Genomic DNA, 16,214 nt, shown 5'->3' with positions numbered 1-16,214 from the left:
CAATGAGTATTGCCGATCATTTATAGTCTGACAAACCAACTATTATTTCACCCGTTTGAGTTAATGTGAGCTGCTCGGATTTTTTAGACTTAAGTAATAAACCGCATCGTCTGCTTGCGGGATCAACCGCATACACTATCTGTTTTGATGGGCTAAACTTAACCACTTGATTTGCACACCTAAGCTCAACTTGCTCCAGATTTTGAGCATTTTCTAACACAATATTAGCGCGTGATAAGGAAATATAGTCAACTTGCTGATCATGAAGTGTAATTTCTGTATTTATCACCGTTGTTTGAGCTAATAGCTCATCAACTTGTTTTGTCGTAGCGAGCTTATTTTCACTAGTAAATACTTTACCTTCAATTTTCCCAAGGGAGTTTATTGCGTTGTACGCTAGGTAAAAATCTTGCTTATAAATAAACCACTGCAACGCACTTTTTACCACAGTATAATGAAGCTCTGTTGGTAATTGCGCACGCAATAAATAGGCGACTTTTACTTGTTCATCAAAACCTTGCCACTGCTGCTGAAAATAGTAAAACTGGCTTTTTAGCCATGCAAACAAAGCTTGCTCTGCGGTATTTTTAGTATGATCAGTAAAAAGCTGTGCGAGTTCAAGTTCAGCCTCTTTAAAATTTTTCTCTTTAATTAAAGTGTTAACGTCATCATAGCCACTGATAAAGCCTCGGCTCGCTTTATCATTAGCATAACCAGTAAAATATTTACCCGCTTGGTAAGTAAATAAATAACCACTCTCAACAGCTTGTTCACCCTTGATTGCTGGGCTAAAAACTAAGTTATTTAAATAGCGCTGCGCTTCAGCTTGAGTATCTACAACAGCCGAGTGACTGATCACTTCAATATCATTAACTGAACCGTCTTTAGCAACCACGTAAGAGAGTAAAGCCCAACCTTCTAGCCGTGACCCACTATAACTTTTTGGAAAGCTTTCATTTTTATTCTCAATAACTTGCGCTGGTGTATACGTTTTTTCAACAACACCTTTTTCAAAAGCGCTATTCGCAGAGACTGTACTAACTGAGGCAAGAAAAGCGAAACTAATAAACGTTTTAATATAAGTGTACATAACAACTAATTATTCTATTTATAATTCCTTTAAAGGGAACTCTAGCACTTTAAAATAACGATTAAAAGCACAAGCTAACAATGCCGTTAACATGTGCTTTTATAAAGTAGCTTTAATTGTAGCGACTTAAAATTGACAAAATTTCGCGAGTATCATGCACCATATGGATAATAGTATCGTCTACTTCAATGGTAATACGACCATCACGGTCTATCGGTTTGATAACTCGACCATGACGATAGATATCGTCGTCTAATCGATCACCTTTGTGGTATTTTTTTTGCCAACCAGGAGGCAATTGACCACCATTATCAACTTTCTTTTGCAACCCTGGTGGTAAGCTTCCTTTGCCTTTATTTTTGTCTTTGTCATGGTTATCATTTTTTGCAACAGCAGCGCCGCTGCAAAGTACTAAACCAAGCAAAGCCATCGATATCAGTGCTTTCATAATTTTACTCCCTATTTAATTCATTTAAAGAATAGCAATAGTGACTGAACATGTTATGAAAAAAAGAAAATAATCCAGCACTTAATTACGATTTTGTAAAAATTTAGTGACGAGTAATAATCGACAGGATCTCTCGGGTGTCATGCACTAAATGGATTAGCTGATCATCAACTTCCAATAAAATTAGACCCTTACGGTCATGGCGCTCAATCACTCGGCCACGGCGATAAATATCTCTATCAAGGCGATCGCCACGATGATATTTTTTATACCAACCCGGCGGCAAACCATGCCCATACCCTATTTTTTTGTATAAGCCCGGCGGCAACTGTTTATAGTATGCAGACTTACGGTGTTTTTTATAATATTTTTTATGATGCTTTTTACTGTGTTTTTTATGCTCATGATGGTGTTCATGGTAATGTTCATAACGGTCATGTTCGCGCTCGTGCTTAGCGCTTGCTGCAAACGGTAATAGGCCCAAACCAAGTACAGCCAAAGACAAGGGGATTAATTTATTCATAACGACTTCCTAGCATAATCTGTGTGAATAGCTAAAGCCTAACAAGTCTGCCTGAATGAAAGATGAAAGAAATTGTAAACTTTGTAAAGATAGTGAGCACTTACAGTTTCGTGTTTTAACAAACAATTAGTTAGCTATAGCCAATAGAAAAAATAACATGCTGTAAAACAAAAAATAATAAAAACTGGCTGACAACCCACAGCATATTCGTATATTATTAACTCACTTTCCTAATTGGAGTTTGCGCATTAATGAATAACTAACACCTGTTGAAATTCGTTTTTATTTTTTGAATTTACAGGGTTAGTGGGCGCAAAATTCGTCATATCTCTCGTTATCGATTTATCGATTCCTAGTTAATTTAATAGCTTTGCGCGCCATGCCCTGCTGACTCCAGAGGCATTATGCATACATTACACATTCACAATTTAAGCTATCAACACCCTGATGGTTATGTACAATTTAACCAGCTAAACTTTTCAATCCCCGAAAAACTCACCGCGATTATCGGTGCTAATGGCAGCGGAAAATCAATATTGGTGAGTATATTGGCAAACCAACAGCAAGCCAGTTCCGGACATGTTGAGTTTAGCGGCACTCGGTTAGTCGTATCGCAACAGCAATTAAGTGATCACTATTTACAAGACTCCTCAAACACTATTGCCCAATTATTGGGGATAGATAAAAAGCTGGCAGCGCTTGCACGTATTACTCACGGGAGCATTGCTGAGGCAGATTTTGCGCTAATCGGCGACGATTGGTTATGTGAGCAAAACTATCAACAACAGTTGTTGAGCCTAGCTATTGAAGCACCACTAACTACCCCAATAAGCCACTTGAGCCCTGGGCAACAGCGGTGTTTAACACTTTATTGTGCCCTGCAAGCACAGCCTGATTTACTGATTTTAGATGAACCAAGTAATCATTTAGACCAAGCAGCAAAGCTGTGGTTAATTACACAATTGCATGCGTTTAAAGGGCAAGTCGTTATTGTGAGTCATGATCGTCAATTACTTGATCACTGCGACGCTATCATTGAGTTAAACAGTCTCGGTAGCCATTACGAAACCGGTAACTACCAGCATTTTTGCAAACAAAAAGCACTGCAACAAACAGCGTTAACTAAACAAATTGCTCATCTCGCAAAAGAGCAAAAAAAACACCAACAACAAACCCAACTAAACCATGAAAAAGCGCAGCAAAGAGCGGCGCAAGGCAATAAACATCGCAGCAGCGCCAGCCAACCTAAAGTGATGTTAGATTTTAAGAAAAACAGTGCCCAAGCAAGTAAAGGTGCTAGCGAGCGTTTAGCATCAGCTAAGCTAAACACCTTAGCCGAAAAACGGCAAACACTGCAACAGCAACTACCAGACAGTATTGAACGAAAGTTAAAGTTCAAGCAACCCACCAGCAATAAACGCTTACTGTTTATTGATAAACTTTGCCTGCCTTATGGTTGTAGTAAAAACCCTGTAACCTTACAAATTAACAGTGGCGATAAATTACATATAGCAGGGTCTAATGGCTCAGGAAAATCAACGCTACTGAGAATGATCAGCGAATCGACAAAATCATCCACGGCAACGGCAATTCAACTAAACAGCAAGGTACTTTATATTGACCAACACTGCTCATTTTTAACCGCCACTGACAGCTTAGTTAAAGCACTAGAGGTACATTGCGAACTTGAGCTACAAACAATCCGCCACCTACTGGCAAATATTGGCTTCAAAGGCGATGATGTATACAGGCCAATAAACCAACTTAGCGGCGGCGAGAAAATGCAATTAGCCATGTTAATTGCAGCGCAAAATGCTGCGGATTCTTTATTGCTACTCGATGAACCCGATAACCATTTGGACCTTGATAACAAACAACATCTTGCACAAAATCTGGCTGATTTTACTGGCAGCTTTATATTAGTAAGTCACGATGAGGTGTTTGTTCAGCAAGCTAGTTTAACAACCAAAATTACCTTAAAGTAACAGCGGAAGAACTTTTTCACTGTTTTAGGTTCAAACTCATCGGATCACTTAATTATAAAAAGGAATAATATGAAAACTCTACAATTGGTTTTGGTGATTGTCATTACCGCATTAGCTGGCTGTAGCACTATGCTCAGCCAAAATGCGAATCAAAAAACGCGCTCAAGTAGTCTCGTGGATTTCCTATACCCTGATGAACAAAGTCGTCAAGCCCATCAACCAAGCACGCCAACACTCAACTTACCTGCCACTGTCGGTATTGCATTTATTCCAAACCAATATGACCTTGGCATTCGCAGTAATGAAGAAATAGCCTTGCTTGAAAAAGTAAAAAAACAGTTTATGCAATACGACTATATTGACCGTATCGAGATAATCCCAAGTAGTTATTTAAAAGGAGGTCAAGGATTTACCACCCTTGAGCAAGTATCAAGATTATACGATGTTGATATCATGGCACTGGTATCTTATGACCAAGTGTCGCAAACGCTCGAAAATAATGCGGCATTTTTGTACTTAACAATTGTTGGTTTATACGTTATTCCTGGCAACGAAAATACAGTTCAGACTTTTGTTGATACCGCTGTTTTTGATGTAAAAAGTAAAAAAATGCTGTTTCGAGCTCCGGGGATTAACAAAGTAGAGCAACGCAGTACAGCTATCGGTATTGATGATACCTTAAACGAACAGTCACAAGGCAGCTTTAACTTAGCTGTTGATGACATGATCACAAACTTAGATGCTGAGCTTGGTTCATTTAAAACCCGCGTAAAAGAAGACAAAATAGCCAATGTTAATCATAAAGACGGCAGCAGTGGTGGCAGTTTATCTTTCTTATTAATGTTACTCACTGGTATGTTAATTTTAAAACAACACAAGCAAATAACTAAACAGCTCGGCATTGAACTAACAAGCGTTTATCGCTAAAGCTTTAGAATTCATAAAAAAGGTTATATCCTGCCCTTTTGAAATATCTTAGATAAAGGGCTTTCATGCTTTCTCGATTACTCTGTCTGGCGCTGCTCACACCGACAGCCTTTAACTCTTTCGCCGCGCAAAATGACATTGAACGTATTACTACTACCGCCTCTCGCGTTGACGTCAGCGCCGATCCGCTACCTTTAGTGATCAGCAGTATCACTAAAGCACAGTTAGATTTAATCGCCCCGACTCATATAGAGCAAGTATTAAAGCAAGTCGCAGGTGCCAATGTACAACATGGTAACGGTCAAGAATATTTACCCGCACTGCGCTCTCCGGTTCTTTCTGGGGCGGGTGCCTGTGGTGGATTACTCACCGCTGAAGACGGTATTCCCCTGCGCGCAGCAGGCTTTTGTAATATAAACGAGTTATTTGAAGCGCACACTGAAATGGCCGAGCGGGTTGAAGTATTAAAAGGCCCAGGCTCTGCCCTTTACGGCTCCAACGCCGTACATGGGGTTATTAATGTGATCACCCCAGATACCACTTATGATGAACATTTGCTCGGCGTTGATTTAGGCTCGTACGGTTACAGCCGTTTAAAACTGAGAAGCGGTAAAGATTTAGGCAATCAAGGGGTTGGCATCAATGCCAGTATTACTCGCGATAGCGGTTACCGTGATGATGAAAGCGTCGATCAAGAAAAATTCAACCTACGTCATCGTTATACCGGCGACGAACTCTCAATTACAACAGGGCTAAGCTATACTAATCTTGATCAAAAAACCGCAGGCTTTATTGAAGGCTTTGAAAGCTATAAAGACGATGAAATAGCCCAGCAAAACTTTGATCCGGATGCGTTTAGAACAGCCCGTTCGTTTCGGCTTTGGTCAAAGGCACAATGGCAAACCGCACAAGATACGCTCACCATTACCCCCTATGTGCGCAATCAAAGTATGACCTTTTTTAAGCACTTTTTACCGGGCACACCACTTGAAGAAAACAGCCAAAATGGCTTTGGTATTCAATCACTTTGGCAACACGATTACTCAGCTTCATTAACGCTGAATTTAGGATTCGATAGCGAGTACACTCGTGCTGACTTTCTCCAATATCAAGACGAGCCAACCCAAGGTTCGGCGTTTTTAGTCGCCACAGTGCCGCAAGGTAAGCATTACGATTACGATGTAAACAGCACCCTACTCGCCCCTTTTATCAGCCTTGATTGGCAGTGGCAGCAACTCGCCATTAGCTTAGGCGCGCGCTTTGAGCAGCTCAATTACGATTACAGCAATAATATGCTCGCTGGGCGCACAAAAGAAGATGGCAGCGAATGCGCAATGGGCGGTTGTCGTTACTCTCGCCCACCAAGTGGCGAAAATAAATTTACCAATACATCCCCTAAACTTGGCCTGAGTTATCAATTAAGTGCTGATAATTATTTATATGCAAACCTATCGCGCGGTTACCGTGCGCCGCAAGCGGCTGAGCTTTATCAGTTACAACGCGAGCAACAGGTTGCCGAGCTAGAGTCTGAAACAGCAGATAACCTTGAAATAGGCCTAAAAGGGCAATATCAACAATTGCACTACGTGTTCTCAGCGTATGCGATGAACAAACAAAACGTAATTTTTCGCGACAGCGACTTTTTTACCATTAATGACGGGCAAACTCAGCATCACGGTATTGAGCTGGAGCTTGATTATCAACTTACTCAGTCAATAAAGCTTGCCCTTGCTGCAAGCCATGCGGTGCACACCTACGACTATGACCAAGTGTTATCTGGGGTAAATATTAACGGCAACGACATAGACACAGCACCGCGCAATATCGCCAACTTCCAAGCTAACTGGAAAATCAGCAATAACACCCTAGTTGCTATTGAATGGCACCATGTCAGTGACTATTTTACCGACCCTGAAAACCTACACAGTTACGCAGGTCATGATTTAATTAATTTACGTGGGGCTTGGCAGCTCACTGAACAGTTAAAACTAACCGCCCGAATTAACAACCTAACCGACACCGCTTATGCCGAGCGAGCCGATTATACTAGCTTTACCGGCGACCGTTATTTTCCAGGGAGACCACGTAATATTATGTTCTCAGCAAGTTACGCTTGGTAGCTACCTAGCTTGAGTTCGCCATATAGCGAACCTAAGTGGATTATCTTTTATTGTAATAGCTGTTTATATTGCTCATTTAAGTGCACCTTGAGTTCTGGGTGCGCTGCTAATAATTCAGTCAGCTGTGCTTTAGCAGCCGTGGTATTACCATCTGCAATAAATGTATCTATACGCTTAAATTTATTTGCTACCTCTGCGGTGGTAATTTCAAGCTCTAATAACAAGGCACTTTTCGCTGTCATGCTTGGTGCGGCAAATTGCCTGCTTGCCATTTTTTCACTTTGTTGGCGCTGCTGGGTTTGTTTTAATTGCATCATTTGAGCTTGTTCTTGCGCTTGCTCTTGTGTTGCGTTTTGCATCATTTCAAGCGAGGCTGCGGGTGATTTAGCTGGTTGTTCATCAGCTAAAATTTGCAGCTCATTTATTGTCTCTGACGGCTTAAGATACTGTGCGCTATTTTGCACATATAAAACAGCGACTAACACCAGTGATGCCGCAGTCGATAATTGCCCATACCAAGTTTGATAAAAGCGCTTAGGTTTATGAATTGGGGTGACTTTATTATCTGCAACCTCATCTGCTGCGTGTTTTAGTATTTGCTCATCAAGTTGTGAGCTTGGCTGCTCCGTAGCACCGCGTTTATAAAGTGAAGCAATATCATGACTGGTTAACTTATCGCTCATTGCTAGTCTCCATTTTATATCTGATACATTGCTTTAACTTGGCTTGCGCGTAACGAATGCGGCTTTTTATATTTTCAGTAGTCTCTGCCACTAATTCGGCAATTTCTTTAAGGGTAAAACCAGCTTCGTGTTTAAGTAAAAATGCTTCTTTTTGCTCTCGGGGCAATTGCGCTAAACACACTTTTAGCTGCGCGGCTTGCTGGTCTTGCTCAAGTTTTTCAGCAGCTGATTGACTGTTATGATCGGCAAAATCGGCAGTTTCAAGATCTTGATTATCCTCGTCTAACCACTTACTTTGCGTACCAGTTCGGCGGTAATGATCAATTAATTCATTATGGGCAATACGATACAACCAAGTAGTAAATTTGGCGCTCGCTTGATACTGCGAACGCGCCTTTATTAGCTTGTTCCATACTTCTTGATAAAGCTCTTCAGCCACTTGCGGATTTGCGCACTGGCGTAAAAAATAACGATATAAGCTATTTTTATGGCGGGTGTACAACTGCGAAAAAGCCTGTACATCCCCTTGCCCATAACTCAACATTAATTGCTCATCAGCGAGTTCCGTCATAACGTCCTTTACTTAAATCACAGTGCCGCAGCATTATTTACCAGTTGCACAAACTCACTACGATAGCCAAATGTGTCACTGCCTTTGTTAGCGGTTGCCAATTTAGCGCAATCTTCATACTGCCAATCTCCGGTATATTTTGCACCTTTTAATAACTGGGCAAACCCAGCAACTGCCGCGGCAAATTTAAAATCGGAACTTGCCTGCGATAACGGCTGTATTTTATCACTACTGATAGCTTGCGTAAGCAATTCGCTTTGCTCGCCGTCAGGCTGTTTGAAACGCACTTTTACAAAAGCGAGTTCATTGCTGGCAACCGGTTTCTCATTAGTTTTAGACTGATAACGCAGCTCATCAATTTGTTTATGCTCGGAGTTGGCTAAGGTTATTTCATATAACGCCGTTACTGTATGCCCTGCCCCTAACTCTGCGGCATCGACCTTATCGTTATTAAAATCTTCATTAGCGAGTACGCGATTTTGATAACCAATTAAACGATATTCAGCCACCTGCTGTGGATTGAATTCCACTTGAATTTTTACGTCTTTGGCAATAATTTGCATGGTACTGCTGAGTTCATCAACCAGTACTTTGCGTGCTTCGTTAATGTTATCAATATACGCATGTTGGCCGTTGCCAATATTAGCTAATTGCTCCATTAAGCCATCGTTATAATTACCTTGGCCAAAACCAAGCGTGGTTAGTGCAACGCCCGTTTTGCGCTTTGCTGCCACCAGCTCTTTGAGCTTATCAACCGATTGCATGCCTACATTAAAGTCGCCATCGGTGGCCAAAATCACCCGATTAATACCGTCTTTTTTAAAGTTCTGCTGTGCTATTTGATACGCAAGCTCAATGCCTTGCTCGCCATTTGTTGAACCGCCTGCGGCCAGCTTATCTAACGCTGCGCTGATAGCTTGTTGATCATTGCCTTTAGTTGCTGGCAATACCACGCCTGCGGCTCCGGCATACACCACAATGGCAACAGAATCATTTTCATCCAATTGCTTAGTTAGCATGGTTAAACTGGTTTTTAATAAGGGTAATTTGTTGGGTGCATTCATAGAGCCAGATACATCCAGTAAAAACACTAAATTCGCCGCTTTTAAATCAGCTTTTTCAATTTCAAAACCCTTAATGCCAATTTTAAGTAATTGCCGATGCTCATTCCAAGGCGCCGTTGCAACCTCAGTATGCACCTTAAACGGTGTGCTGATAGTTTCAGGCGCACTGTAGTCATAATCAAAATAGTTAATAAAAGCTTCTTCGCGTACCGCATCACTTGGCGGCAGCTGCCCCATATTTAACATTCTACGAGTATTACTGTAACTGCCCGTGTCTACATCAATTGAGAAAGTAGATACCGGCTCAGTGACTGTTTGTTTAACTGGATTCTGCTGGGATTTTAAATAGTTTTCACGATCTTGCTCTGACACCAATACCACGTCATCAACTGGATCTGGCGGCAATATCGGGCGCTGCATAGCAACACTTGCATGCATCATCCCTTGCGGCATGGCTTCATAACTTACAGCATGTTGTCTCTGCCTTGTTTGCACTTGTAGCTCTAATTGCTGTTCATCGTTTTGTTTGCTCTTCGCCGCATTGTTTGTTTGGTTTTGTTGTTCATCAACCTCACTTTGTGAACTTTGCTCACAACCGGTTAAGCCAACTATAACCGCAAGGCTCAACACCGTTAAACGTAAATTAATTGCTTGGATGTTACTCATCTTGTTATTCATAAAATCACCTTAGCTTTTATTAAATATGAATTACTAAACCTATAAACGGATGACTTTAAAAAGTGGGGTTAATTATTTTTGAAATGAGCATCTATTCATCCCATTTAATATCAACGCAGTGTCTCCTTAGACTATAATTGCGCTCCCTCTTTCTTATTGATGATTTTAGTTTTGAACTCGACTGCCATTAAAAGAACTGCTTTTTCTTCTGCTATTTTAATTTTAGGCATTATCTTTATTGCCGCTAACTTACGCGCACCGGTTACAGGGCTTGCTCCTGTGCTTGAGCAAATTATCTTAAGCTTTGCTTTAACCCCTTCTCAAGCCGGTATGCTCACTACTTTACCATTAATTGCCTTTGCACTGGCAAGCCCAATGGCGGCAAGCCTAGCTAAAAAACAAGGCTTGGAAATATCGTTATTTATCGCACTAATCCTAATTGGCCTAGGGCTAGCGTCACGATTAATAAACTCTGCCGCTATGTTGTATTTAGGCACCGCTATCATAGGTATTGGCATCGCAATAGGTAACGTGCTGTTGCCGAGTTTAATTAAACGCGACTTCCCACATAAAGTGGCGGTAATGACCTCTACTTACGTACTAGCGATGGGTATTTTTGGTGGCAGTTATGCCGCGCTTATTATTCCGCTGGCTGAATATAAAAGTATGGGTTGGCAATTAGCCCTTGCTTGTTATGGCTTACTTACCCTAGTGAGTATTGTTATTTGGCTACCGCAGTTAAAATTGCATACTAAGCCCACCAAAGATCTGCTGGCGAGTGTTAACAGCAACAAAGTATGGCACGAAGCACTTGCGTGGCAGATTACCTTACTGCTGGGGTTAAATTCATTTTTTACCTATATTATGATTAGTTGATTGCCGAGTATTTTAATTGAAGGTGGCCATACAGCTCAGCATGCGGGTGCGCTACAAGGTGCCTTTCAAGTAGCGTCTGCAGTGCCTGGCATTATCTTAATACCATTGTTGGCAAAGCTTAAAGATCAACGAATTTTAACCAGCTTGTTAGCACTAATAGCCGCAACAGGCTCACTTGGGCTGCTTTATTTACCTGAGTTTGCCTCACTGTGGGCGGTCACCTTAGGGTTTTGCTCAGGCGCTTGCTTTATTTTAGGTTTGTCGTTTATTAGCTTACGTACTCATGATACCCAACAAGCCACCTCGCTGTCAGGTATGGCGCAATGCTTGGGTTACTTACTTGCCGCCTCTGGGCCGATTATCGCAGGAGCATTACATAGTTACTCTGGTAATTGGACAACCACCTTGTGGTTATGCGCCTTTGCGAGTGCATTGTGCGCCGTATTTGGCTATTTAGGGGGCCGCAATATCACCATGACAAATAACGCCAATAGCTAACCTACACACCTAAATAAATGCATTGCTTAAACGCAGTGCATTTATATCTTTGAGCGGTGGACGGCCAAAAAATCGCGTGTACTCGCGGCTAAATTGTGAAGCGCTTTCATAGCCCACTTGCAAAGCAGCCGTATTCGCATCAAGGCGCTGATTCAGCATTAACTGCCTCGCCTCTTGTAAGCGTAAATTTTTAATATATTGCAACGGGCTGAGCTTAGTCACTTCTCGAAAATGTTGACGAAACGTTGATTCACTCATGTGCGCCTCAGCAGCTAAATCCACTATCGAAAAATCATCTTTATAATTTTGTTTAAGCCAATATAAAATTTTAGCTATTTTTTGACTTGCTGATCCAGCAGTAACTACTTGCCTTAAAAGGTAACTATGCGGGCTTTGTAATAACCGAAAAACAATTTCTTCTTGAATTAAAGGTGCAACTAAAGGGATCAACTGGGGTTCTGTTAGTAACTTAATAAGCCTGTTGATAGCATCTAAAATACCGTCATCGGCATCCACCACCGACATAGCGCTTTGACGAGTGCCGTTGTATTGCTCATTAAAATCCATATTGGCAACCGCTTGGCCTAATACTTTACTGTCTAAACTTAAGTGCAACCCTAAAAAAGGTCGCTGCACAGAGGCGGATGTAATATGGCTAACAACTGGCACATCCACAGAGGCCACTAATGTTTGCCCATCAGCATAATCATAAATATCTTCGCCTAAGGTAACGCGCTTGCCACCTTGCACAGTAACCCCTAAGCCAAGCCCGTACACACACGGCATAGGCTCAGATACATTGCTGCGCCTAACTAAAGTCAGTGCCGCTATTTGGGTATTAAAAATACCATCCTGTGTTGCAACTGCTAACACAGATTCAGTCAGGGTTTGTTTGTTACTCATTACGTCTTAAATTAATGTCATCATTTTATAGCCCAAGCTTAGCACTAAGCATAACAATAAATATTAATAACAATCATGATCTGTTGTTTTAGGCAAAAAACACATTGGTTTTAACAAACACATTTAGCAATTATCAGTAATAATAAATATTCGCTCAGACATATCAATGTGCTGACACATGATCACCATAAACACTGGTAAATAATCTAAATAACTCAACCCTACTCATATCGTTAAAAAACAAAGACACCGAGCTGAGGTAACTCCTCCTTAACTAGGTTATTGATGCTCTTTTTAATGAAGGGTAACAGTTAATGCTGTCATTGAATTACGCGACTTAATTTTTAAAGAGACATTATGCTTAAAGTAAATAACCACACAAAGTATTCACTTGTTGCAGCTATTGCAGCCCTTGCGGCAATGGGAGAGTTATACCGGCTAAAAAGTTTACTGAACGAAGGGCTAGATCAAGGGCTAACGATTGATGAACTTAATAGCGCATTCTCTTATATGGTCAGGTTTATTGGCCTACCTAGAGCATTAAATAGCCTCAATGTGCTTAAACAAATATGCTTACAAAGGCAGCCAAATAGCACCGCTTTAGTAGAACAAGAAATTGAGCAAACCTCTACAGCTAGTGTGAATGCAGCTAATAACAGGCTTTCTCAGCAGTGTCTTTTAGCAATAAAGCTGGGGACATTGGCGGTGGATGATAATTTTGAACCATTACTGCAGACTCATTTGGCCGCATGCCTTGATTCGCAATTTGAGGTGACTCACATAAATACCGTTATTAATTCATTAGCCATAAAAGCAGATATCAATGTGGCAATGCGCGCTAACGTATCTTTTGCAAAACTGTTAGCGCATGCATAGCTATTAGCCGTTTGGCACAGTATCAAAGCCAGTTATGGTGTTCAGCTCTTTTAACCAAGCTGGACTGGAGCGACACCAAATTTGCGTTTTAGGAATAAGTTGTTCACGCTGCTCAATAGCACCTATTCGTAAGCCATAAATTTTATCACCCTCACCAACTGAGGTCGCATACAGTGAAGTACCACAATTGCCGCAAAAACCTTGCGCACGTTTATTACCGCTGTCAGCAACTTTTATATACTCTTTCGGTTGTGAGGCCGTAAAGGTAATCGCATTCGCTTTAGAGAGTACAACTGTACGAAACGGCCCACTCGAAATTACTTGGCAATCAGTACAATGGCAGTTTAATACTTTCGTTTCATCAACCTCTGCATGGTAAGTAACTTCCCCACAATGACAACGTCCGGTAATTTGCATAATAACCCCTAAATTAAATTTTAGCCGTATAGTGGTTAGCAACTTTACGCCAAATAACGCGGTATATTCAACACTCTTTTTTATGCCATTAACGATTTTTATACTGGGTTTTACAGTGGCTGCGCATAATAGCGGGATCACGTAATTTTAAATGTATAGCAAGAATACGATCAATCTATAATTTCAACTCGCCAGGGTGGATCCAGCCGATTACTCCCCGCCCAATAAAGTTTGATTTTATTGTCTGATGGATCTTTTAACAGCGCTTCGCGCCACAAGTAACGCTGCTCGGTGATGTCTGATTCAAACGTAAAGCCCTTAGCTTTTAAGCAAGCAACCCACTTGTCTAGTTCTTCGCTTTCAAAGTATATAACCGCGCCATTACTAAATGCATCATCGGTTAGTAATAAAGAAAATGTGGCTTTATTAGCGCACTCAAAGCGTGAGTAATGATCCGTTTTTACAATTTGTGTAAAGCCCATAGCCAAGTAAAATTGATTTGCTTTTTCGATGTTAGTGACAGGTAATGTGATTTGATTAAGGTTCATAGTCGTTACCTAAATATTGAGTTAGATAACGACGTTAAAACCTTAACTTAGCTTGAGGTCAATTAGTAATTTGTACCTTGATATTAAGAAGCTTGATAGCGATTTGCTTGTTTAATACTCGCAAAATCATTAAAGCGCACACCGTGTTTTTTCATCACGGCAAGGATCTTTTTACTGATCATTTGCCGTAAATAAAATGGCTGATTTGGCACAAAGTGGTGAATAGTGTGAGTTCGACCAAAATCAAAGCAAAACAAATGAAACGGCATAAATAAACGGCTAGTTAATACGTGAGTTTGCTCCAGCATATTGTTAACGCCGCCGTAGTAATGCATTGATGAAGTAACAAAATTTAATGAACTTGACCGCACAATATTAGGCACAATCAACACCACCATTAAAAACTCAAACAGCGCCATAATGTCCAGCAGCAACGCCGGCGAATTAGCCGCAAGTGGGGTAAATAAATTAACTAAATGAAACACAATTACGCTGTATAAAATCGCAAAGTACGCGGTGGTAACCGGAAACCCGGCGTTAAATACCTTAAAAAAGCTAAACCCTTTGATTTCTTTACTAAAACGTTTAGCGTTAATCAACAAGCCCAATAAGCCATCAACAATTACCAGCGCCCGTAACCATGGTTTTTTAATGCCATTACCCACTAAGCGCTCTTCTAAGTCTTGCTCAGTGCCCGACACTTTATGATGGTGCAAGTGCATTTTACGGCGGTACCACGGACTAATCGTGTTGGGTCGCATCAACCACACGGTGAGCATCATAAAATTATGCAGAAAAGGTTGATTACTAAAGTATTGTTTATGAATAAGATCGTGTTCAAGCTCGTGGGAAATTGACGCTGCAATGGCCGCTAAAATAATACATAGCCACGCGGGGATAATAGCAAAGTAATAAAGCGCACCAACACCAATTAACGCACTGAGTGATAATAATAAAATAGCCATCCCGAGTGTATTTTGATGAGCTAATAACGGGTGCTTTTGACGAAGCTTAGCTTCTTCAGCTTTAATCGCCTTAACAATGGCTTGAATATTTTCCTTAGCACTTAACGTGGTCATAAATAGCAACTGATAATCAAAGTTGCGCAGATGATACCCGAATAAATAAAAAGCTGCCATAGCGAGAGCAACGAGTAGCGGGCAGCGGGCAGCGGGCAGCGGGCAGCGGGCAGCGGGCAGCAAAAATATAAAAGTGCCGTTTATTTTAGTCAAGCAGGCTTTTATGTAGCTACAGTTGGTTAAGTTAGCCGTAGCTAAATCGACTTGTTAGAGTTTTTTTGCCAATTTATTATAAATTGCATTGTATGACGTCTCTAGTCTTTTTAAATGCTTACTGACATTTTTCCATTCCCAAACTAAAAAAGACCCAAACTCTGGATAAGTATCCTGCCACTCTTTTGCTTCCTTTTTGTCTCTTGCATGAAGCGAAAACAACACGAAGTAATCTCCTTCAATAAAAATATTGAAATTGATTGTGCCCCAGCCATCTGCTGTATATCTATAGGTAGCACCATCACACTTATCTGGAACCAAATCATGTTTCTCAATGTAAACCTCCCCACCAGTGTCAGAGTAGTGGAGAGTCAAGTTGATATCTTTACACCTAAAGTCATTCTCAGATAGTTTGAAATTAGCATATTCATTCAAGTCCTTCCGATTAGAAAAAATTTGCATTTCTTTATCGAAATCTGAATAAGCTTCGTAAATAAGAACATCATCTTCAAAGATAAGATTAAGAACCTTTGGTAGTTCTGAAATTGGAATTCCGTTTACAATAGACATACAGAAAACTCTAACGAGCCTGTAGAATAACTCGTTTTTAATTTATTTTTATTGATGCATTAACCATAGCCGAGTTCCTATTTTGATTCAATCGACAACTGACTTTCACGTAAAATATAAAAAGAGGATTTGCTGTTGCTTTAATTGGCGTTTTGGCAGGTATTACTAGTGTTTAAGTGGCTTATTTGAGCAGATGTAATCCCCT

Annotated in this window: 15 protein-coding genes and 2 pseudogenes; 5 read left to right on the top strand and 12 right to left on the bottom strand. The window is 40.8% G+C overall.

Annotated elements, in window-relative coordinates:
- Positions 1 to 16 precede the first annotated feature (16 nt).
- The 3 genes from A7968_RS14225 to A7968_RS14215 form a co-directional block, all read right to left on the bottom strand.
- Complete coding sequence (locus tag A7968_RS14225) at positions 17 to 1,090, bottom strand: energy transducer TonB (RefSeq protein WP_064667237.1); 1,074 nt, start codon at positions 1,088 to 1,090, stop codon at positions 17 to 19.
- Positions 1,091 to 1,202: 112 nt separating this feature from the next.
- Positions 1,203 to 1,538, bottom strand: a complete 336-nt coding sequence (locus A7968_RS14220; RefSeq protein WP_064667236.1) for a hypothetical protein — start codon at positions 1,536 to 1,538, stop codon at positions 1,203 to 1,205.
- A gap of 103 nt (positions 1,539 to 1,641) precedes the next feature.
- Positions 1,642 to 2,061 (bottom strand): hypothetical protein, encoded by a 420-nt coding sequence (locus A7968_RS14215; RefSeq protein ID WP_064667235.1) that lies wholly within the window; start codon positions 2,059 to 2,061, stop codon positions 1,642 to 1,644.
- Between the two features lie 404 nt (positions 2,062 to 2,465).
- Between A7968_RS14215 and A7968_RS14210 the strand changes: the two genes are divergently transcribed.
- The 3 genes from A7968_RS14210 (at position 2,466) to A7968_RS14200 (ending at position 7,093) form a co-directional block, all read left to right on the top strand.
- Positions 2,466 to 4,046, top strand: a complete 1,581-nt coding sequence (locus A7968_RS14210) for an ATP-binding cassette domain-containing protein (protein WP_064667234.1) — start codon at positions 2,466 to 2,468, stop codon at positions 4,044 to 4,046.
- Between the two features lie 69 nt (positions 4,047 to 4,115).
- Positions 4,116 to 4,973 carry a rhombotarget lipoprotein gene (gene rhlP / locus A7968_RS14205; protein ID WP_064667233.1) on the top strand — a complete coding sequence of 286 codons (858 nt, stop codon included), beginning with the start codon at positions 4,116 to 4,118 and terminating at the stop codon, positions 4,971 to 4,973.
- Positions 4,974 to 5,038: 65 nt separating this feature from the next.
- Positions 5,039 to 7,093 carry a TonB-dependent receptor gene (locus tag A7968_RS14200; protein WP_064667232.1) on the top strand — a complete coding sequence of 685 codons (2,055 nt, stop codon included), beginning with the start codon at positions 5,039 to 5,041 and terminating at the stop codon, positions 7,091 to 7,093.
- A gap of 47 nt (positions 7,094 to 7,140) precedes the next feature.
- Here the strand turns inward: A7968_RS14200 and A7968_RS14195 are convergent, their stop codons facing one another.
- From A7968_RS14195 to A7968_RS14185, 3 genes are read right to left on the bottom strand one after another with little or no spacing between them, the layout of a single operon-like run.
- A complete protein-coding gene (locus A7968_RS14195; RefSeq protein WP_064667231.1) occupies positions 7,141 to 7,776 on the bottom strand; it encodes a hypothetical protein in 636 nt (211 codons plus the stop codon).
- Positions 7,766 to 8,347 (bottom strand): sigma-70 family RNA polymerase sigma factor, encoded by a 582-nt coding sequence (locus A7968_RS14190; protein ID WP_064667230.1) that lies wholly within the window; start codon positions 8,345 to 8,347, stop codon positions 7,766 to 7,768. Before A7968_RS14190 ends, A7968_RS14195 begins: the two co-directional genes overlap by 11 nt.
- Positions 8,348 to 8,364: 17 nt before the next feature.
- Positions 8,365 to 10,089 carry a vWA domain-containing protein gene (locus A7968_RS14185; RefSeq protein WP_064667229.1) on the bottom strand — a complete coding sequence of 575 codons (1,725 nt, stop codon included), beginning with the start codon at positions 10,087 to 10,089 and terminating at the stop codon, positions 8,365 to 8,367.
- Between the two features lie 159 nt (positions 10,090 to 10,248).
- Between A7968_RS14185 and A7968_RS14180 the strand changes: the two are divergent.
- A pseudogene (locus tag A7968_RS14180) lies at positions 10,249 to 11,463 on the top strand (MFS transporter).
- A 9-nt stretch (positions 11,464 to 11,472) separates the two neighbouring features.
- Here A7968_RS14180 and A7968_RS14175 read toward each other — a convergent pair.
- The gene (locus tag A7968_RS14175; protein WP_064667228.1) at positions 11,473 to 12,366 is read right to left on the bottom strand and encodes an AraC family transcriptional regulator; all 894 of its coding nucleotides are present in this window, start codon (positions 12,364 to 12,366) and stop codon (positions 11,473 to 11,475) included.
- 357 nt (positions 12,367 to 12,723) lie between these two features.
- On the opposite strand from A7968_RS14175, the gene A7968_RS14170 reads away from it, so the two are divergent.
- Positions 12,724 to 13,242: a carboxymuconolactone decarboxylase family protein gene (locus A7968_RS14170; protein WP_064667227.1), complete on the top strand. Its 519-nt coding sequence runs from the start codon at positions 12,724 to 12,726 to the stop codon at positions 13,240 to 13,242.
- 3 nt (positions 13,243 to 13,245) lie between these two features.
- Here the strand turns inward: A7968_RS14170 and A7968_RS14165 are convergent, their stop codons facing one another.
- From A7968_RS14165 to A7968_RS14150, 5 genes and pseudogenes are all read right to left on the bottom strand, one after another.
- Positions 13,246 to 13,659, bottom strand: a complete 414-nt coding sequence (locus tag A7968_RS14165) for a GFA family protein (RefSeq protein WP_064667226.1) — start codon at positions 13,657 to 13,659, stop codon at positions 13,246 to 13,248.
- 88 nt (positions 13,660 to 13,747) lie between these two features.
- Positions 13,748 to 13,813: pseudogene (locus A7968_RS23635) on the bottom strand (TIGR03643 family protein); the annotation flags it as partial.
- A gap of 16 nt (positions 13,814 to 13,829) precedes the next feature.
- A complete protein-coding gene (locus A7968_RS14160; protein WP_064667225.1) occupies positions 13,830 to 14,207 on the bottom strand; it encodes a VOC family protein in 378 nt (125 codons plus the stop codon).
- An 83-nt stretch (positions 14,208 to 14,290) separates the two neighbouring features.
- Positions 14,291 to 15,286, bottom strand: coding sequence for a fatty acid desaturase (locus A7968_RS14155; RefSeq protein ID WP_064667306.1), 996 nt, complete (start codon positions 15,284 to 15,286; stop codon positions 14,291 to 14,293).
- A gap of 207 nt (positions 15,287 to 15,493) precedes the next feature.
- Positions 15,494 to 16,009, bottom strand: coding sequence for a hypothetical protein (locus tag A7968_RS14150; RefSeq protein ID WP_064667224.1), 516 nt, complete (start codon positions 16,007 to 16,009; stop codon positions 15,494 to 15,496).
- Between the last annotated feature and the right edge of the window lie 205 nt (positions 16,010 to 16,214).

Origin of the sequence: Pseudoalteromonas prydzensis, from assembly GCF_001661495.1 — a bacterium.
In the GTDB taxonomy this organism is placed as follows: domain Bacteria; phylum Pseudomonadota; class Gammaproteobacteria; order Enterobacterales; family Alteromonadaceae; genus Pseudoalteromonas; species Pseudoalteromonas prydzensis.
Note: the sequence above shows the minus strand (reverse complement) of the source record. Positions and strands in the feature narration are given on the sequence as shown.